The organism is Glaciimonas sp. GNP009 (genome assembly GCF_054343755.1).
This window is the reverse complement of record NZ_JBTGUV010000004.1, coordinates 625,461-645,242: the sequence shown is the minus strand read 5'-3', so window position 1 is coordinate 645,242 and position 19,782 is coordinate 625,461. Positions and strand designations below refer to the sequence as shown.

Annotated in this window: 15 protein-coding genes; 10 read left to right on the top strand and 5 right to left on the bottom strand. The window is 51.9% G+C overall.

Annotation, left to right across the window (positions count from 1 at the left end):
- Positions 1 to 85: 85 nt before the first annotated feature.
- The 8 genes from prpC (at position 86) to ACXX82_RS03855 (ending at position 11,621) form a co-directional block, all read left to right on the top strand.
- On the top strand, positions 86 to 1,237 hold the full coding sequence (gene prpC / locus ACXX82_RS03890) for a bifunctional 2-methylcitrate synthase/citrate synthase (RefSeq protein WP_322232317.1): 1,152 nt from the start codon (positions 86 to 88) through the stop codon (positions 1,235 to 1,237).
- 140 nt (positions 1,238 to 1,377) lie between these two features.
- Positions 1,378 to 3,972, top strand: coding sequence for a Fe/S-dependent 2-methylisocitrate dehydratase AcnD (gene acnD, locus ACXX82_RS03885; RefSeq protein WP_458562455.1), 2,595 nt, complete (start codon positions 1,378 to 1,380; stop codon positions 3,970 to 3,972).
- A gap of 149 nt (positions 3,973 to 4,121) precedes the next feature.
- A complete protein-coding gene (prpF, locus tag ACXX82_RS03880; protein ID WP_323506778.1) occupies positions 4,122 to 5,312 on the top strand; it encodes a 2-methylaconitate cis-trans isomerase PrpF in 1,191 nt (396 codons plus the stop codon).
- Between the two features lie 188 nt (positions 5,313 to 5,500).
- Complete coding sequence (locus tag ACXX82_RS03875) at positions 5,501 to 6,796, top strand: acetyl-CoA hydrolase/transferase family protein (protein WP_323506742.1); 1,296 nt, start codon at positions 5,501 to 5,503, stop codon at positions 6,794 to 6,796.
- 203 nt (positions 6,797 to 6,999) lie between these two features.
- Complete coding sequence (locus tag ACXX82_RS03870; RefSeq protein ID WP_322232313.1) at positions 7,000 to 7,950, top strand: LysR family transcriptional regulator; 951 nt, start codon at positions 7,000 to 7,002, stop codon at positions 7,948 to 7,950.
- Between the two features lie 240 nt (positions 7,951 to 8,190).
- On the top strand, positions 8,191 to 9,477 hold the full coding sequence (locus ACXX82_RS03865; protein WP_322232312.1) for an MFS transporter: 1,287 nt from the start codon (positions 8,191 to 8,193) through the stop codon (positions 9,475 to 9,477).
- A gap of 60 nt (positions 9,478 to 9,537) precedes the next feature.
- Positions 9,538 to 10,224, top strand: coding sequence for a DUF2848 domain-containing protein (locus tag ACXX82_RS03860; RefSeq protein ID WP_323506741.1), 687 nt, complete (start codon positions 9,538 to 9,540; stop codon positions 10,222 to 10,224).
- Between the two features lie 38 nt (positions 10,225 to 10,262).
- Positions 10,263 to 11,621, top strand: a complete 1,359-nt coding sequence (locus ACXX82_RS03855; RefSeq protein WP_322232310.1) for an amidase — start codon at positions 10,263 to 10,265, stop codon at positions 11,619 to 11,621.
- A 114-nt stretch (positions 11,622 to 11,735) separates the two neighbouring features.
- Here the strand turns inward: ACXX82_RS03855 and ACXX82_RS03850 are convergent, their stop codons facing one another.
- Genes ACXX82_RS03850 through dctP form a run of 3 tightly spaced genes read right to left on the bottom strand, consistent with a single transcriptional unit; the run spans position 11,736 to position 14,685 of the window.
- A complete protein-coding gene (locus tag ACXX82_RS03850) occupies positions 11,736 to 13,037 on the bottom strand; it encodes a TRAP transporter large permease (RefSeq protein WP_322232309.1) in 1,302 nt (433 codons plus the stop codon).
- A gap of 17 nt (positions 13,038 to 13,054) precedes the next feature.
- Positions 13,055 to 13,663 (bottom strand): TRAP transporter small permease subunit, encoded by a 609-nt coding sequence (locus ACXX82_RS03845; protein ID WP_322232308.1) that lies wholly within the window; start codon positions 13,661 to 13,663, stop codon positions 13,055 to 13,057.
- A gap of 14 nt (positions 13,664 to 13,677) precedes the next feature.
- Positions 13,678 to 14,685 carry a TRAP transporter substrate-binding protein DctP gene (dctP, locus tag ACXX82_RS03840; RefSeq protein WP_322232307.1) on the bottom strand — a complete coding sequence of 336 codons (1,008 nt, stop codon included), beginning with the start codon at positions 14,683 to 14,685 and terminating at the stop codon, positions 13,678 to 13,680.
- Between the two features lie 313 nt (positions 14,686 to 14,998).
- Here dctP and ACXX82_RS03835 point away from each other — a divergent pair, with 313 nt between their 5' ends.
- Positions 14,999 to 16,576 carry a gamma-glutamyltransferase family protein gene (locus ACXX82_RS03835; protein WP_458562454.1) on the top strand — a complete coding sequence of 526 codons (1,578 nt, stop codon included), beginning with the start codon at positions 14,999 to 15,001 and terminating at the stop codon, positions 16,574 to 16,576.
- A gap of 63 nt (positions 16,577 to 16,639) precedes the next feature.
- Here ACXX82_RS03835 and ACXX82_RS03830 read toward each other — a convergent pair whose 3' ends face one another.
- Together ACXX82_RS03830 and ACXX82_RS03825 are read right to left on the bottom strand one after the other, a co-directional pair.
- Positions 16,640 to 17,047, bottom strand: coding sequence for a RidA family protein (locus ACXX82_RS03830; RefSeq protein ID WP_458562453.1), 408 nt, complete (start codon positions 17,045 to 17,047; stop codon positions 16,640 to 16,642).
- A 139-nt stretch (positions 17,048 to 17,186) separates the two neighbouring features.
- On the bottom strand, positions 17,187 to 17,507 hold the full coding sequence (locus ACXX82_RS03825) for a hypothetical protein (RefSeq protein ID WP_458562452.1): 321 nt from the start codon (positions 17,505 to 17,507) through the stop codon (positions 17,187 to 17,189).
- An 885-nt stretch (positions 17,508 to 18,392) separates the two neighbouring features.
- On the opposite strand from ACXX82_RS03825, the gene ACXX82_RS03820 reads away from it, so the two are divergent.
- A complete protein-coding gene (locus ACXX82_RS03820) occupies positions 18,393 to 19,781 on the top strand; it encodes a TIGR03013 family XrtA/PEP-CTERM system glycosyltransferase (protein WP_322232303.1) in 1,389 nt (462 codons plus the stop codon).
- Position 19,782: the final 1 nt, after the last annotated feature.

Sequence of the window (19,782 nt, the reverse complement as noted above, 5' to 3'; positions counted from 1 at the left end):
TGAGAAATTTGTTGCTGGGAAATAAAGCGTAGCACTGACTACAATTTACCGATTACACCAATTCTTTTCTATCAGGAATCAAAAAATGAGTGAAGCTCAAGTAACCCCTTTCAAGCCAAAAAAATCTGTCGCGCTGTCCGGCGTCACTGCAGGCAACACTGCGCTGTGTTCCGTCGGCAAAACCGGCAACGATCTGCACTATCGTGGTTATGACATTCTGGATATCGCCAATACCTGCGAATTCGAGGAAATCGCGTATCTGTTAGTGCACGGCAAGTTGCCGACTGCCGCAGAACTGAAAGGCTACAAGGCGAAACTGAAATCTCTACGCGGCTTGCCAGCTAGCGTCAAGGCCGCGCTGGAAGCGCTGCCCGCCGCCTCGCACCCGATGGACGTGATGCGCACCGGTGTCTCGGTGCTTGGCTGCACATTGCCAGAAAAAGATGACCACAATGCGCCGGGCGCACGCGACATCGCGGACCGCTTGATGGCATCATTCGGCTCGATGCTGCTGTATTGGTATCACTTCAGCACCAACGGCAAGCGCATCGAAGTTGAAACCGATGATGAGTCTATCGGCGGCCATTTCCTGCATCTGTTGCATGGTGTAAAGCCATCCGCCGAATGGGAAAAAGCGATGCACGTTTCGCTGATCCTATACGCAGAGCATGAATTCAATGCCTCCACCTTCACTAGCCGTGTTATCGCCGGTACAGGCTCAGATTTTTACTCCGCGATCGCTGGTGGAATCGGCGCTTTGCGCGGTCCAAAGCACGGTGGTGCGAATGAAGCAGCTTTTGAAATTCAGAAACGTTACGATAATCCGGACGAAGCAGAAACGGATATCAGAAGCCGGGTAGAGAACAAGGAAGTCGTGATTGGGTTTGGTCATCCGGTCTATACCGTATCCGATCCACGCAACAAAGTAATTAAAGAAGTTGCACGCAATTTATCAGCGGAAGCTGGTTCGACAGCTATGTTTGACATTGCTGAACGTCTGGAAACCGTGATGTGGGAAGTCAAGAAAATGTTCCCGAATCTGGACTGGTTTTCAGCCGTTTCTTACCATATGATGGGTGTGCCGACAGCGATGTTCACGCCGCTGTTTGTGATTTCCCGTACCTCCGGTTGGGCCGCACACGTGATCGAGCAGCGTATCGATAACAAGATTATTCGTCCATCTGCCAATTATGTCGGACCAGACGATTTGGCATTCGTACCGATCGACAAACGCTAATCGTTTTTTTAGCAATTTTTCAGCAATACGCGTACTAATAAAAAGCAGGAACATCGACCCGGACGCTTTGCCGCTCGGGTCGACCAAGGACAGTAAGTAACGCCTAAAACCTGAGCATTCTCCTCTTTCCCGACTGAGCCATGAATACAGAAAATCGCAAACCCCTTCCCGGTACCAAGCTAGATTTCTTCGATACGCGGGCCGCGGTCGATGCCATCTCGCCCGGTGCTTACGATAAACTGCCGTACACGTCACGCGTGCTGGCCGAGAACCTCGTGCGTCGTTGCGACCCTGCGACGCTGACTGCATCCCTGCAGCAATTCATCGAGCGTAAGCGCGACCTGGATTTTCCATGGTTTCCAGCGCGTGTCGTGTGTCATGACATCCTCGGTCAGACCGCACTGGTCGACCTTGCAGGACTGCGCGACGCGATTGCCGCCCAAGGCGGTGACCCATCGCTGGTCAACCCCGTCGTCCCAACCCAATTGGTGGTGGATCACTCGTTAGCCGTTGAGCGCGGTGGCTTCGATAAGGACGCGTTCGATAAAAACCGCGCCATCGAAGACCGTCGTAACGAAGACCGGTTTGATTTCATCAACTGGACCAAAAAGGCGTTCAAAAACGTCGACGTGATTCCTCCGGGCAATGGTATTCTGCACCAGATCAATCTTGAGCGCATGTCGCCGGTGGTGCAGGTAAAAGATGGCGTCGCTTTCCCTGACACGCTGATCGGTACCGATAGTCACACGCCGATGGTCGATGCGTTGGGCGTGCTCGCCATCGGTGTTGGTGGTCTGGAAGCTGAAAGCGTCATGCTGGGTCGCGCATCCTGGATGCGTCTGCCCGACATCATTGGTGTCCAACTGAGCGGCAAACCGCAGCCGGGTATTACTGCCACAGACATCGTGCTGGCGCTGACCGAGTTTTTGCGTGCGCAAAAGGTTGTATCGTCTTACCTCGAATTTTATGGTGAAGGCGCATCCCATCTGACGCTGGGCGACCGTGCCACCATCGCCAACATGGCACCCGAGTTTGGTTCGACCGCTGCGATGTTTTACATCGACGAGCAAACCATTAAATACCTCAAACTGACCGGTCGTGATGATGAGTTGGTCAAACTGGTCGAACTCTACGCCAAAGCCACTGGCCTGTGGGCTGACAGCCTGAAGCATGCCGAGTACGAACGCGTCATCCATTTCGATCTATCTTCGGTAGTACGTAATATCGCGGGGCCATCCAATCCACACAGCCGCGTGCCAACCTCCGAACTGGCTGCGCGTGGTATCAGCGGCAAGGTAGAAAACGAGCCCGGTCTGATGCCAGACGGTGCCGTAATCATCGCTGCCATCACCAGTTGCACCAACACTAACAACCCGCGCAACATGATTGCCGCAGGCTTGTTAGCGCGCAATGCCAATGCCCGCGGTCTGACGCGCAAGCCATGGGTAAAAAGCTCGCTGGCTCCGGGATCCAAAACGGTCAAACTGTATCTGGAAGAAGCCGCGCTATTGTCGGAGTTGGAAACACTCGGCTTCGGCGTTGTCGCCTTTGCCTGTACCACTTGCAACGGTATGAGTGGCGCGCTTGATCCAGTCATCCAGAAGGAAGTATTGGATCGCGATCTTTACGCTACCGCTGTTCTTTCGGGCAACCGCAACTTCGATGGTCGTATTCATCCGTATGCCAAGCAAGCGTTTCTGGCGTCCCCACCATTGGTGGTGGCTTACGCGATTGCTGGCACGATCCGTTTCGATATTGAAAAAGATGTCCTGGGTATCGACGCCGCTGGCAACGCTGTGACGCTGGAAGATATCTGGCCGTCTGACGAAGAAATCGATGCCATCGTCGCTTCCAGCGTGAAGCCGGAACAGTTCCGCAAAGTCTACGAGCCCATGTTCGCCGTGGTTGCCGATAACGGTGAGAAAGTCAGTCCGTTGTATGACTGGCGTCCAGAGACGACCTACATTCGTCGTCCGCCGTATTGGGAAGGCGCACTGGCTGGCGAGCGTACGATGAAAGGTATGCGTCCGTTGGCGGTCTTGGGTGACAACATCACTACTGATCATTTATCGCCGTCGAACGCCATTATGCTCAATAGCGCAGCCGGTGAATATTTGGCTAAGATGGGTTTACCTGAAGAGGACTTTAACTCATACGCTACCCATCGCGGTGATCATCTCACGGCGCAGCGTGCGACGTTCGCTAATCCAACACTGAAAAACGAAATGGTGCTGGAAAACGGCAAAGTCAAAGCAGGCTCGCTGACCCGCGTTGAGCCGGAAGGCAAGATTACGCGCATGTGGGAGGCCATTGAAGTTTACATGGAGCGTAAACAACCATTGATCATTATCGCCGGTGCCGACTACGGTCAAGGCTCCTCACGTGACTGGGCCGCTAAAGGCGTGCGTCTGGCGGGTGTAGAAGCGATTGCTGCTGAAGGTTTTGAGCGTATTCACCGCACCAATCTGGTCGGTATGGGCGTGATGCCGCTGGAGTTCAAGCCGGGCGTCAACCGCCTTACCTTGAGCATCGACGGTACCGAAACCTTCGACGTGATTGGCGAGCGTACACCACGTACGACGCTGACGCTGGTTATCAACCGACAGAACGGCGAACGTGTGGAAGTGCCGGTCACTTGCCGCCTCGATACCGCGGAAGAAGTGTCGATCTACGAAGCGGGCGGCGTGCTACAACGTTTCGCTCAGGACTTTCTGGAGTCGTCGGCAACTGCATAATAAGTTGCAAACAGTCTGGCCAACAATCTGCCTAATAAGTTAGCTAAAAAGCTAGCCAGGCAGCACTATCCCGATAGACGGTTTGACATCTTGCGCGGCGCAAAAATGTGCCGCGCATGACCACTCAAGACAACTCAGGAAACATCACCATGACCCACGTGCCCCAAATCAAAATTGCCGCCACCTACATGCGCGGCGGTACCAGCAAAGGCGTGTTCTTCCGCCTGCAAGACCTACCAGAAGCAGCGCAAGTGCCGGGCGCTGCACGCGACGCGTTATTGCTGCGCGTCATTGGCAGCCCGGATCCTTACGGCAAACAGATTGACGGCATGGGTGCAGCGACCTCAAGTACCAGCAAGACGGTTATTCTGTCCAAAAGCAGCAAGCCCGATCACGATGTCGATTACTTGTTCGGTCAGGTAGCCATCGATAAAGCATTCGTTGACTGGAGCGGAAACTGTGGCAATCTGTCTGCCGCAGTTGGTTCGTTTGCGATCAGTAACGGCTTGGTGGACGCCAGTCGCATTCCACAAAACGGCATGGCAACGGTACGTATTTGGCAGGCGAACATCGCCAAGACCATCATCGCGCATGTACCGATCACCAACGGCAGCGTGCAAGAAACTGGTGACTTTGAGCTTGACGGTGTGACCTTTCCCGCCGCCGAAGTCCAGCTGGAATTCATCTCACCAGCAGCCGACGAAGAGGGCGCGGGTGGATCAATGTTCCCGACCGGCAACCTCACCGACGACCTCGAAGTGCCGGGCGTCGGCACGCTCAAAGTGACGATGATCAATGCGGGTATACCGACCATTTTCGTCAACGCAGAAGCGATCGGCTACACCGGCATTGAACTACAAGATGCGATCAATAGCGATGACAAGGCATTGGCCCTGTTTGAAACCATTCGTGCGCATGGCGCGGTACGCATGGGACTCATCAAGCACATTGACGAAGCGGCTAATCGTCAACATACACCAAAGGTTGCCTTCATCGCCAAACCCGCTGCCTACGTTTCCTCCAGTGGTAAACCGGTTGAGACTGGCGACATCGATTTGCTGGTTCGGGCGATGTCGATGGGCAAACTCCATCACGCCATGATGGGTACGGCAGCGGTTGCCATCGGGACCGCCGCAGCGATACCCGGCACGCTGGTGAACCTCGCCGCTGGCGGTGGCGCGTTAAGTGCAGTGCGTTTCGGACATCCTTCAGGTACCTTGCGGGTGGGTGCAGAAGCTGTCCAGAACAACGATGAATGGACGGTGACCAAAGCGATCATGAGCCGCAGCGCACGGGTGTTGATGGAGGGATGGGTACGCGTGCCTGGCGATACGTTCTGATGCATGTTTTGACTGAAGTCAGGGCGTATAAGCAAGCGACCTGACGGAACTAAAATCGCGGCGTGAAAGCAGGGCGCTTGCCGACCACCACGCCTCAAAATAGTCTCTGGCTATTGCCGCACCAGTAATACCGAAAAATAAGACATCATAAGACAATATAAATATAACAAAATAATGAGGAGATCCACATGTCGTTCGATCAAAAATATCAGGAAAAACGTCTAAGTGCCGACGACGCCGTTCGTCTTGTTCATAATGGCGACACCATTGTCGTACCGACCGGTTCTGCTGAGCCACCAAAGCTGCTGACGGCACTCTCCGAGCAGCGTCGGGATTTTCTGGACGTGCGCATATCTCAGATTCTTCCATTGCGAAAGTACGGCTATTACGACCATGAGACGACGGATCATGTGCGCCACGTTGCGTATTTCTTTGGCCCGGCGTCACGCGCCGGAGGTCAGGCTGGCTGGACCGACTATATACCCGCCTATTTTGCCGAGTTACCCAGTTTGCTTCGGCAAGGACTCTCGCCCGCCGATGTTGTTTTTAGCATGGCCTCGCCGATGGATGAGGAAGGTTATTTCTCACTCGGTCTAGCCGCGGACTACACCATGGCTGCGATTGAAAAGGCCCGTGCGATCGTTCTTGAAGTCAATCCGAATGTGCCGTATTCCTACGGTAATTGTCGCGTCCATATTTCGCAGGTCGCGGCCATTGTTGAAAGTGAGGAGCTGCTGCCAGAAGTCGGTTTACCTAAAATTGGCCCGGTACAGGAAGCAATCGGCAAATACGTCGCGGATATGATCAATGATGGTGACACGCTGCAAATTGGTTACGGTGGCATCCCCGATGCAGTGGTGATGCAATTAACCCACAAGCGTGACCTTGGCATTCATACCGAAATGCTCGGTGATGGTCTGATGACGCTAGTTGAATCAGGCGCTGTCACCAATAAGCGGAAAAATATGCATCCGGGCAAGATGCTCGCCACGTTTGCGCTCGGCTCCAAAAAACTCTATCAGTTCATGCATCGCAATCCGGTGCTGGAGATGCATCCTGCCGATTTCACGAACGATCCATATCTCGCTGGCCAGAACGACAATCTTGTCACCATCAATGCGACGATGCAAGTAGACCTGATCGGCCAGTGTGGTTCGGAAACATTGGGGTTCTGTCCAGTATCCGGTACCGGTGGTCAAACAGATTTCGTACGTGCGGCAAATCGGTCAAACGGCGGAAAGTCTTTTATCGTCCTGCCTGCCACCGCGAAGGATCAAACCATCTCCCGGATTGTCCCCACACTGACCGCAGGCACGCATGTCAGTACCAGCAAGAATGATGTGAATTATGTGGTGAGCGAATACGGCGTAGCGCAATTACGCGGAAAATCGGCCCGACAGCGCGCCGAGGAACTGATCGGCATTGCCCATCCCGATTTTCGGGGTGAGTTGCGTGAGGCGGCGAGAAAGATGAATTTGCTTTAAGACTTGTAGCAAGGAAGCTGGCAGCTACAGGCTGCCAGTACCTACAATTTTACAGAATCACATGGACATGATCGATAAATTCCTTCAGCGCTTAAGCAGCATTAAATCAGAATCGAGCGCAGCTAGGTCGTCATTCTTCACCCCTCATGCTTTCCTGTTAAGCTAAACTAATGCCTTACCTATAACAGATTACCGATAGACAGATGAACACCCGTTTCCTCGAAACCTTCGTCTGGCTGGCGAAATTGAAAAATTTTCGGCTGACAGCGGAAAAATTGCACACCACGCAAGCTGCGGTATCAAGCCGCATTGCCACGCTGGAGCAGGATTTCGGTCTGCGCCTGTTTGATCGTGGCGCACGTGAGGTTGCCCTGACTACTGACGGTAGCAAGGCGTTGGTGTATGCAGAACGTATCGTCAAGCTGATGCGCGAAATGAAGGACGACATGTCGGCCCGTGATAACTATTCTGGCGTAATCAGGATTGGCGTGATCGAATCCATCGTACATAGCTGGTTTCCGGACCTGATTGGACGTATTCACAAACTGTTTCCTCAACTGGAAATTGAAATCGCCAGCGATACCACTATTCATCTTAGCGAGCAGTTCAGCAAGGGTGACCTGGATTTGGTTCTGCTGGCAGAGCCAGTGATCGCGCTCAATGTACGCAATTTCAAGCTGTGCGAATTGCCGATGCGCTGGGTTGGCAGCAGCAAGTTGGAGATCGGCAACGAAACCCTGACCTTGTCCGATCTGGCTGCCTTTCCGCTGGTCAGTTTTGCCCGCAATTCGGGACCGCACAGTATCATCAAACAACTGTTTTCCAACAGCGAACGTGGCTCGCTGCATATCAATTGCATTACCTCCGTGGCCACCATGATACGACTGGTCAGCGATGGGTTCGGCGTTGCCGTAGTGCCGCCTGCCATCATCCAGCGTGAGCTCAATGATGGCAGTTTGCAACTGCTGCGGGTGGATGCTGAGTTCCCCGCTTTGCTGCTGATGGCCTCGTTTCGCAACGATCCAGAAAATGCGCTGACCGAGACCATTGCCAGCATCGCGCAGGAAACCGCGTCCGAATTCGCACTGAATTGGGGACCGGAAATCGCCAGATTACCGTCCGAACCGCTGGAACTGCCTTTCCCGCTTGCCTGATCAGGCCCCGCACCATAAGAGGAACAGATCCTCTTAAACTTCCATAAACCTCCCCACTTTTGCTCATAAGCTTTTTCAATCGCCTGCGCTGACAATTTCTTGTTGGACAGGCGTCTGGTCGTTACGCATACTCAATTCATCCGATAGACAGATCTGTACTACCGGTGACGGTGATCATAGAAACACCGCGCAATCCTTCGCTAACGGCTGCGAAGCAACTTCCTTTTCAGGTGACATCACATGAGCAACAACATCAAACTAGCGAACAATGCGTTGGAAGATACCTACAAGAAAATTGCCTGGCGGCTGATTCCGTTTCTGGTATTTCTGTTCGTACTGGCATGGATAGATCGGGTCAATGTCGGCTTTGCCAAATTACAAATGTTGCAGGATTTGCAATTTAGTGAGGCCGTTTATGGACTTGGCGCTGGTATCTTTTTTATCGGCTACTTCCTGTTTGAAGTCCCTAGTAATTTGTTGCTGGAAAAAATCGGCGCCAGAAAAACGCTCGCCCGGATCACGATCCTGTGGGGTTTGACCTCAATGGCCATGGTGTATGTCAAGACACCCGCCAGCTTTTATGTCATTCGATTCTTTCTGGGCGTGTTCGAAGCCGGTTTTTTCCCGGGTGTAGTGCTGTACCTCACTTACTGGTTTCCGGCAGCTCTGCGGGCGCGTGTTAATGGCCTGTTCATGACCTCCTTCGCGATTGCTGGCGTCGTGGGTGGCCCGATTGCCGGTCTTATCATGAGTCGCATGGATGGCGTTGGTCATTTCGCTAACTGGCAATGGCTGTTTTTGCTGGAAGGGATTCCCTCCGTAATCGCCGGTATTTTGGTATTGCTTTATCTGCCGGAGAAGCCAGTCAATGCAAAATGGCTGAGTACGACAGAGCAACAGGCTGTAAGCAAAGCGTTGGCATCGGAAAACCATGACAGCAAACATTCCTCACTACGTGACGCATGCCGTAATTATCGGGTTTGGCTATGCGCTGCTGTGTATTTTTGCGTCGTTAGCGGCAACGCCACGATTGCCTTTTGGTCACCGTCCATCATCAAGGAAATCGGCATCGTCGGTAATTTGCAGATCGGCTTGATTTCGGCAGTTCCTTTCCTCGCTGGTACCGTCGCCATGATATGGAATGGCATCCATTCTGATCGCAGCGGCGAACGGCGTCTGCACTGTGCATTGGCAACTTTGGTAGCGAGCATTGGCTTGATATTGACCGGATTCTTTATTGGCAATGCGGTGCTGGCGCTGTGTGCCCTGACGCTGGCTGCCGCAGGTATTCTCGCTGCTTTCCCGGTGTTCTGGTCGATTCCCGCGGCATTCCTTACCGGTACCGCCGCCGCCGGTGGCATCGCACTCATCAACTCGATTGGCAATTTGGCTGGTTTCGTCGCACCGTATCTTATCGGCTCGCTCAAAACCTCCACCGGTAGCGTGGCTTCTGGACTTTACTTCGTGGCGGGGCTGGAATTAGCCGCAACGTTTCTGGTCCTGGTGTTCATTAAAAAAGTCCGCTAATTTCACCACCATCACGGCTTTGCACGTTGCAGTGCCGTCTTCTTTAACGTTGGAATCATCATGCATATCTCCTTTCAAATCGACACCGAACAAGGTTCACGCCAACTCGACACCGATATCGACACGCTAATCGTGGCCGGTTGGGCCGGGCGCGACCACGCCGCCATTGAACATCACATAGAGGAACTGGCGGCACTCGGCATCTCACGCCCCAGCGCCGTTCCTTTGTATTACCGGATTGCCAGCAACCAGCTAACGCAGTCGCGCCAAGTCCAGGTAGTTGGCCCAGATTCGTCGGGAGAGGTCGAAACCTTTGTCTTCGCCGCCGAAGGCGAACTCTATGTCAGCATTGCCTCCGACCATACTGACCGCAAACTGGAGGCGCATAGCGTAGCGCTGTCGAAACAGCTATGCGTAAAACCGGTTGCTAACACAGCGTGGCGTCTGGCCGAAGTTGCAGACTATTGGGACGAACTGGTGATCCGCTCCTACATCGAAGAAAACGGCGAACAAGTTCTGTATCAGGAAGGTCCGTTAGCGTCACTGCGCACGCCGCAGGATCTGATCGCTGGCTATACTAACGGCGCCACAATGTTGCCCGCAGGCAGCGGAATGACTTGCGGAACTGTTGGTGCAATTGGTGGCATTCGTCCGGCACAGTCATTTACAATGGAGTTGTTCGATCCGCGCCGTCAACGCAGTTTGCGACACCATTACGAAGTCGATATATTGCCAGAGGTGGCATAAAAAGCAAATATTAGCTATCACACCCTTTTCGAGACCTTATGACTAACACGCTACCAACCCTGCAGGTTTTGTCCGCAGCACTGCAACAGAATGCCACCAGCTCCGCAGCGCTGACCGAGACCGCGCTGCAACGCGCATTGGCGCAGTCCGGCGAAGGCAGCCGGGTATTCACCGAAATCTACCAAGTCACAGCAAGGGCGGCTGCGCAAGCGTCGGATATCTTGCGCGTCAGCGGCCAGACTCGCTCACCGATAGAAGGCTTACCGATCTCAGTCAAGGATCTGTTTGATGTCGCCGGTAGCATTACGCGGGCTGGGTCGGTGGCGCTCAACGATGCGCCGCCAGCGCAGGTAAGTGCGGTAGTGGTGCAGCGACTGGCCGCCGCCGGTGCAGTCATCATTGGGCGTACCAATATGACCGAATTTGCTTATTCCGGTCTTGGTATCAATCCACATTACGGCACGCCGCGCAATCCATGGGATCGGGCCAATGGGCGCATTCCCGGCGGTTCGTCGTCCGGCGCGGCTGTGTCGGTCAGCGATGGCATGGCGGTTGCCGGAATTGGTTCTGATACTGGCGGTTCAATTCGGATTCCCGCTGCACTGTGTGGACTGACTGGCTTCAAGCCGACCGCTAGCCGAGTATCGCTGCAAGGTGTTTTGCCGCTATCGGCGCAACTGGATTCGATAGGGTCGATCACCAATAGCGTCACCTGCTGCGCAACGATTGATGCCATTATCGCCGGTGAACCGATCCTTCCGCTAATGCCTTATTCGCTACGTGGCTTGCGTCTGGCGCTACCAACCACTCTGGTGCTGGATGGTATGGATAGCCAGGTTGCAACAGCGTTTGCCAAGGCACGCCAGCGTCTGGAAAAGGCGGGTGTATTAATTGAAGAAATCGACATCCCCGAGTTTGCCGAACTGGCTGCCATCAATGCAAAAAGCGGTTTCACCGGAGCCGAAGCCTACGCCTGGCATCGGACGCTGATCGCCGACCGCGCCGCGTCGTACGATCCACGCGTGATCTCGCGCATACTGCGTGGCAAGGAGATGAGCGCAGCTGACTTGATTGACTTGTTTGCGGCACGCAAGCAATGGATCGTAGCGGTAGAGCGCAGGATTGCGGGGTACGACGCATTGTTGATGCCGACTATCCCGATTGTGGCACCGACTATCGCCGCTCTGGAGGCCAGCGACGAGGCGTATAACAAGGCCAACGGCTTGATTTTGCGGAATCCGTCGGTGATCAATTTTCTCGATGGTTGCGCGCTTTCGTTGCCTTGCCATGCGGCAGGTGATGCGCCGGTGGGATTGATGCTGGCCGCTGTTGGTGGCAATGATCGCAAGATTTTGGAAATCGGATTAGCGGTTGAGGCTACATTGGCAAGTGCGTGAATCAGGTTTAGCGACAGTGAATAAAAATGCCGGGTCAAATCATTTGACCCGGCATTTTGTTATTGCTTATTGCTTATTGCTGATTATTTATTTCTGAATGCAGCGTTACAGACCTCATCGCAAAAGAGTGGTCAATGCAGGGAAGAACGCAATCAGTGCAAGGACTGCCATCATAATGCCGACATAAGGCAGCGTTCCGATCACGATACGACGATAAGGGACATCGCGCGCCACATTCTGCACCACAAACAAATTGAGACCGACCGGTGGGTGGATCAATGCCATTTCCATATTGATTACGACGATGACGCCAAACCAGATGAGATCCCAATGAAAAGCGGTCACAATGGGAATAAGTATCGGCATCGTAATCACGATAATGGCGATGGTCTCCATGAAACATCCGAGAAAAAGCAGCAATAAATTAATGAAAATAAAGACCACCCATGGAGAGAAGTGGGCATGCGCAACCGAGGATGAAAGTGCCGTTGCCACTTGCGTAGTCGTCATCACATAGCCAAACACGATAGCGCCGGCGATGACCACCAGAATCATTACACTGCCTTGAGCGGTTCCGAGAAGAATGGTGCGAAATTTATCCCACGTCATGTCGCGATAAATAATCCCGGAAAGTAATAAACTAACGACCGTTCCGAGTGCAGCCGCTTCGGGCGGCGTAGCCAGTCCCAAATATAGCGATCCAAGAATGATGGAAATCAAGACCACGAAAGGACCGATTGTTTTTACCGCTGCCAGGCGCTCCATTGCCGTCACGGTTCTTTTCTGCTCAGTACCCACAACGGCTGGTTTACCTCTCCGAAGTGACATCGCCACCTGATAAACCGCAAAGGACATGGCCATGATGAGGCCCGGCACGATGGATGCCATAAACAGCTTGCCGATGGATTGTTCGGAGATGACGCTGTAGACGATCAAGGGAATACTTGGGGGGACCAAAATACCGAGGGTTCCGCCAGCCGCCACCGCGCCACATGCTTCCGCATCCGGATAACCATGACGCCGCATTTCCGAAATGGCAAAGCCGCCGAGCGCTGCGGCAGTCGCCACGCTGGAGCCTGAAACCGTTGCCATGATCGTGCACGCGATTGTCGTCGCCACACCAAGACCGCCCGGTATGCCATGCAAAATGGTTGCCAGCGAATTATAGAGACGCGCGCCCATTCCTGAGGCCGAGATAATCGCCCCCATTAACATGAATAAAGGCAATGAGGTCAGCGTAACGTTGGTGACCGAACTCCAATAGGTATTGGCCACAATCCCGAGAGAACTGATATCGCCGCTCACCACCAGCAATGTGCCAATCCCGACAAACAATAACGAATAAGCGATCGGAACGCCCAAGGTCAACACCACCAAGAGACTAACGAACATCCCGAGGCCAATAAGCATTTCCATTTTGTCGTCTCTCTAAATCAATTTTTATGCGGGATGCCTGCGGGGATATAGTTGTTCTTACATTGTCGGCTGTGCAATTTTTGCCAATCTATGAAGGCTCTCGCACCATGCAGAAACAAAAAAATGACGGTCCCGGCAAGCATGATCGAATAGGGCATCCACAAAGGAATGGAAAATGTGCCCCACGATTTTTCGCCGCTCTGCCATGCTTCAAGCCAAAAATTGAAGCTGAGATAGACGAGTAAAATGCCGACCATGCCAACGACCACGTTGGTGATGAGAAATAGCGCAGTCTTGCCATTCTTTCCCAGATGAGATTCCAGTATTTCTACGCGAACATGGCGTCCACTCCAGAGCAGAAAGCCCGCGCCAACAAAGGTGACATAGCCCATCAAATAAGAGGTGACTTCGGTAATCCAATTATCGGAAAAGCCGAATAATTCGCGTGCGATCACCCCGCATGAAATCAACGTCATCGCAAGCAGCACAACCAGCCCGACCGACATACCGAGGCCATTGCAGAATCGGTCGATCATGCGTTCAAAAGCAGTGGTAGTGAAAGCAGAATTAGAAGCAGTATTAGAAGCAGTATTCGAAGCAGAAGCAGCCGTAGAAATATTTTCCATAATATGGTCTGGGTCTATTTCTTGAAAACGACACTCTGATCAAGCAACTGAGCGCCATTAGGAACCTCTTTGCGGAATTTTTCAAAACTGTATTCCTGGAATAGTTTCTGCCATTGCGTCCATTCGACGAGCGTCATTTTGCTTACTTTTGCACCGTTATCCGCAAACAGTTTTGCCACTCTTTGATCGTCTTTCTTTGCCGCTTCAAAAGATTCCTGTTCCAGACTTTTGCCAACATCGACTAATATTTTCTGCTGCGCCGGTGTCAGCTTATTCCAGGTTTTCATGCTGATCGCAATCGGATCAATGGTGTAATAAATGCTGTAGTCTTCTGGCGAGATATAGTATTTGGCCACCTCATACAACCTAAATGAGCCAAACGTGCCAGATGATGTCCATACGGCATTCAGCAGACCAAGTTGCATCGCATTGTAGGTCTCCGATGACGCTAGCGATACCGTGCTTGCGCCAGCCTTTTGCAATGCAAATTCCATCATTCTGCCCGCAGCTCTTGCCTTCACGCCGGAGATGTCAGCAGGTATTTTTATCGGCTTGTTGGTGGACGCAACGCCGCCGGATATTTGAATCCAGCTTAACGTTTTGAATCCATACGCTTCCGCTTTTTGCTCGAGTTTTGCAAACGCTTCACTGTTGCGGAATCGGAACACATCTTCAGGCGTTTTCCACAGCCCCGGCAATAGGACCAGATTCATCTCCGGGATCGCTCCAGCGGAGTAAATATAGGGATAAATAGCCAGATCGATTGCGCCATTTTTTAATGCTGTGTGGGTATTGAGCGCTTTGACTAAAGAGTCCGCGGGGAAAATATCAATTATTATTTGGTTATTCGATGCTTTCGCCACTTCTTCGGCGAACTTTTTACCAGCCACAACGACATAATTGGCTTTATCGTCTGACCATTGATGCGCCATTTTTAGTTTTATGGGCTGTTGCGCAGAGGCGCTTGTGGATTGAAAGAAGGGCAAAAAGATAATTAATGCGACACAAATATTTTTAAACATTTTTTAGTCTCCGTCATTTTTGATTTTTTTGTTTTAACGGGAATAAGTCGCTTCGATAAACGCGCAGTTTATCGATTGAAGTTTATCGTTCTTCGTGCAGCGAATTCTGGCTAACAAAAGAATATACGATACGAAAGAGACCTCAATTTTACAATTAAAATAATCTAACCAATTATTCAGAAATCGTTAATACTACTATTTAGCTTGACTGATAAAACACAGATTTAGAACCAGGTGAAAGCACATAATTACGCACGCTGCTTTTACGGGCACTGTGCGGAACGACATTAAATCAAAACCAATAGGAGCAAGTATGTTGCATAGCAAAACGTGTGTCGGCGGTATGGTTACCGCACCGCACCATCTCGCAGCGCAAGCCGGTGCTGCCGTATTGCGCGAAGGTGGAAACGCAGTCGAGGCAATGGTTGCCGCCGCAGCCGCCATTGCCGTTGTTTATCCGCACATGAACGGCATTGGTGGAGACGGTTTTTGGATCATCAGCGAACCCGGTCGTGAGCCGGTCGCAATTCAGGCATGCGGTCCTTCTGCGGGTTTGGCGGATCGCCAGTTCTACGCTGGTGAACAAAGTATCCCGACCCGTGGTGCACGTGCAGCATTGACGGTAGCTGGTGCGGTCTCCGGTTGGTCCGTGGCGTTGGAGCATGCCAGTCGCTGGGGGAAAGCATTGCCGGTTGCAAGGCTGTTGTCGGATGCGATCGGTCATGCCAAAGCTGGTGTGCCCATTACCCGTTCACAAGTGCAACTGACACGTGATAAATGGTCTCAACTATCTGATCAGCCGGGCTTTGTCGATACGTATGCGCACGGTGGCGTGCCGAGCGAAGGCGACATCCTCAAACAACCAGCACTGGCGTCCACGCTGGAGAGAATGGCGCACGCAGGTCTAGACGACTTTTATCGTGGCGATCTGGCACAAACCTTGACCAGCGGTCTCGAACGGCTAGGCAGTCCGCTTCGCGCCGCCGATCTTGCCACCTACCGTGCGCAAATAGTTGCGCCCTTAAAGGTGCAGTTGCGGTCAGGTAGTGTCTACAATTTGCCGCCACCCACGCAAGGCGTGTCGGCCTTGATGATCATCGGCCTGTTTGACCGCTTGGGCGTGACGGAAGCCGATGGCTTCGCGCATATTCACGGTCTGGTCGAAGCGACCAAACGTGCGTTCATCCTGCGCAACGCGCACGTCAGTGACCCCGCCCACATGAGCGTTAATGCTGGCGACTGGCTCAAAGAAGCGCTACTTGATAGCGAGGCCGCCTACATTCGATCCGACATGGCTGCGCCTTGGCCGCATCCTGCCAAACCTGGTGACACCATCTGGATGGGTGCCGCTGATGCGCAAGGTAGAGTCGTCAGCTACATTCAAAGTATTTTTTGGGAGTTCGGCAGCGGTGTCGTCGTACCGGATACTGGCGTAGTCTGGCAAAACCGTGGTGCCAGTTTTTCTCTTGACGACGGAGTTAATCAACTTTTGCCGGGTAAACTACCTTTTCACACCCTCAATCCATCATTAGCCAAACTCAACGATGGCCGCACGATTGCCTACGGCACCATGGGTGGAGAGGGCCAGCCTCAGACGCAAGCGGCGGTGTTCACGCGTCACGTCTTATTTGGACAAAATATGCAACGCGCAGTGAGCGCTCCGCGCTGGCTACTGGGCCGCACGTGGGGCGATGTTTCGACGAATCTCAAGGTGGAAGGGCGCATCGATCCGGAGACTATCTTAGCCTTACGTCGTGCAGGGCATGAAGTCGAAGTCGTTGACGATTACACCGATATGATGGGCCATGCGGGTGTGGTCGCCGTGCATCCCAATGGCATGATCGAAGGTGCTACCGATCCCCGTGCAGATGGCGTTTGCGCTGGCGTGTAATTGCGGCTCGGCGTGCATCTTGTGTGGATGCACGCCTCGGTAGGCCTCAACGCATTGCGTCTCTCATTGCTTCTTTGGTATTCCCGCAATCAAGTCAATCTCAACAATCGCCCCAACTGCCAGTCCGGTGACACCGACGCAGGTGCGGCTGGGCAGCGGACCTTTGAACCAGCTCCCATACGCAGTATTAAACGCGTCGTAATCGTCAAAAGAGGTGAGGTAAATCCGCACCATTAACGCGTCATCAAATGTCAGGCCAAACTGGATCAGCACGGCCTCCAGGTTTTTGCGTACTTGCGTGGCTTGCGTCACGATATCGTCGCCGACCAACCCGCCGGTAACGGGATCGGTCGGCATTTGTCCGGTAATAAACACCATATCGCCCCATTGAGTGGCATGTGCAAACGGACCCACTTGGGCCGGAACGCCTTTGCTCTGAGGAAATGAAAAAGTCTGTTTCTTGGTCGTCATCTGCAAATCTCCAAATACGATGGATGGTGGGATAACTCTATCTTAGCAGCGCGGCGTTGCGCCGCCGCGGTCTGATGATGCTAAGGGCAGGGTGAGGCGCTTGCATCGTCGCCATCCGCCCAGACGCACCTTTTTCAGGTTACCTGCTGGTTCTGTCATCAAGCCGATCAATACGACGCGCAGCCATGTCCGCCAGCAGTTGAGATAACATCAGTGCCAGACGCAGCAAGCGCTCCGTCGCAACAATATCCAGTGTTGGGGCGGTATCGGTATTTCTATCCGAATTACTCAAATGGACTATATCGAGGCATGTTTTGATGCCTTCGCAGCCATCTACCGTCATGGCATAAAACTGCTCGCGCTCATTATGTTTGTGTTCCAAAAGTAGCCACGAAAATGATTGATGGAATGCTCCTGGAAATTCTGGTTGGTTGGATGGTGATGGTGGTGGTGTGTTCATGAGTGGTCCACCGTGCTGGTTTGGCTGTAAAAGCGACTAATGTTGTATAAGTTGGGGTGAATAGGCGTCGTGGTAATTGGCATAGTGTGATTTCCAAAGGTGTCGATTACACTGCGACCCGTTCTCAAGCGGGTGGGCAGCAAAGGCAGGTTGAGAAACCGGCATCCATAGCCACCGGCAGCCCGAAGGCTCCCACCGATGCCGCCCAATGAAGGCGCAACAAAGGCAGACGCACGTAAAAAACGGCTTTGCGCCGTTTGTGCGCTATGGATGGCAGGTTCTCAAGCCCGATCCCCTTTTTCTCGAGGACAGCCAAACCATAACGGAGATTTCCCTAAGTGCAAACTTTATTGAGAGTCCGATAAAGCGAGGAATGTGTACTAAAGCCGCGATTTTTTTTGTGCATTCGCTTATCTCCATCTCTCATTCGCGAGGTCTGGCGGCATCAAATCTCTTGAGTAGTTACTCATATTTTTGTGAACTCTATTATTTTTACGAGAAAAATAAATGATAGGAAATGTCAGTTTTCGTAGGAATCTTGACAATTTCCAGCGCTATAGTTATGTGACTATAAATAGAACATTTTAACTAAAGTTGCAGTATTGAAAAAGTGATTGTTCATGTCATCGGGGAAAAATTTATCAAAGAACACCAAGGATTTTTTTCGTATAAATTTTTGCTCTATGAAAGTTTTTCTAGTGGGTCATTACCAGTTTTTTTCCGGCATAAGCGACAACGCAATTGCCAAGTCTGAATACGTCTCTGCCCGAGTAATAACTTTTTTGACCGTGTAAGAACGACAAAAGTGATATTCGCCGTAATGAGTAATCATTGTTCCATGCTGTGTAGTGGATTTCGTGGAGCAACAAGGGTGCGGAGCTAAGCGTGTTAAAAATTTCAAATCACTATGTATCAAAAATAGTATCTATTCTGCTTGGCGTGGAAATTCTGATTTTGCTGAGCGCTGCGTACCTGGGCGTCAATATTCGATTCGTTGGAGGTAGCCATTGGGCGACAAACTTCGCCGAATTTTTGCCTTCAAATTGTGCGTTTGTTGTTTCAATCGTGTTCGGGATGAGTGCGCTCGGAATGTATCAACGTAACCTAAATGGAGGGCTGCGCACGACATTTCTTCGCATTATGCCTTCGTTCGCAATGGGACTTGGGATCTTGATCGTCGTTTTTTATGTGGCTCCCGAACTCTATCTGGGTCGCGGTATCTTGCTATTAGCATTTTTTTTTGCAGGCGTAGGCATTCTGCTGGCACGCGCCATATTTTTTAAATTTTCTAAATCTGAATTTCTGGCTTCAAGGATTATTTTTTTAGGTATTGGCGAACTGGCGCGTGAATGTAGCGTAGTGGCCAGCGGTATCAGTGACAATAAATATCATATCGTCGGTTATGTTTCCGTCGGGAGCGAAACTAATTGCGTACCACAAGGCAACATTTTTTGCGCTGATGAGTCGTTGCTAACGATTGCCAGAAGGCATGATGTTAATGAGATTGTGGTCGCACTACAAAATCGGCGTGGAGCGAGTGGACGTATCAATGAGTTGCTGGAATGCAAGCTAAGCGGTATCCGCGTCATCGAGTCAGCGGCATTTTTTGAAAGAGAAGTGTGCCAGATCAGAGTCGATTCTTTGCTGCCGAGTTGGCTAGTCTTTGGTACTGGATTTGACCAGACGACGCTGCGTGTTTTCTTCAAAAGATTTTTCGACATATTAACTAGTGTGATCCTTCTGATTTTTACAGCACCGATCATGCTGCTTGCTGCTTTGTGTATTTTCATCGAGGATCGGGCGCCGATTTTTTATCAGCAGGAGCGCGTCGGAAAAGATGGTGACTGCTTCATGGTGATCAAATTTCGTAGCATGCGAAACGATGCGGAGCAGTCAGGAAAACCGCAGTGGGCCTCGTCGAATGATCCCCGTATAACCAGGGTCGGCTCGATCATTCGCAAATTGCGTATTGATGAACTGCCGCAAATTCTTAACGTCCTGAAGGGGGAAATGAGTTTTGTCGGCCCTCGACCGGAACGGCCATATTTTGTCAGGCAACTCAGCAAAGAAATTCTGTTCTATAACGTCAGGCATAGCGTAAAGCCGGGAATAACCGGGTGGGCGCAGGTCCGTTATCAATACGGTTCTTCGGTGGAGGATGCGATTCAGAAGCTGCAATATGATTTGTACTATGTCAAAAACAACAGCTTATTTTTGGACATTCTTATATTGATAGATACGCTCAGAGTCGTGCTTTTTGGGGCCGGCAGATAAG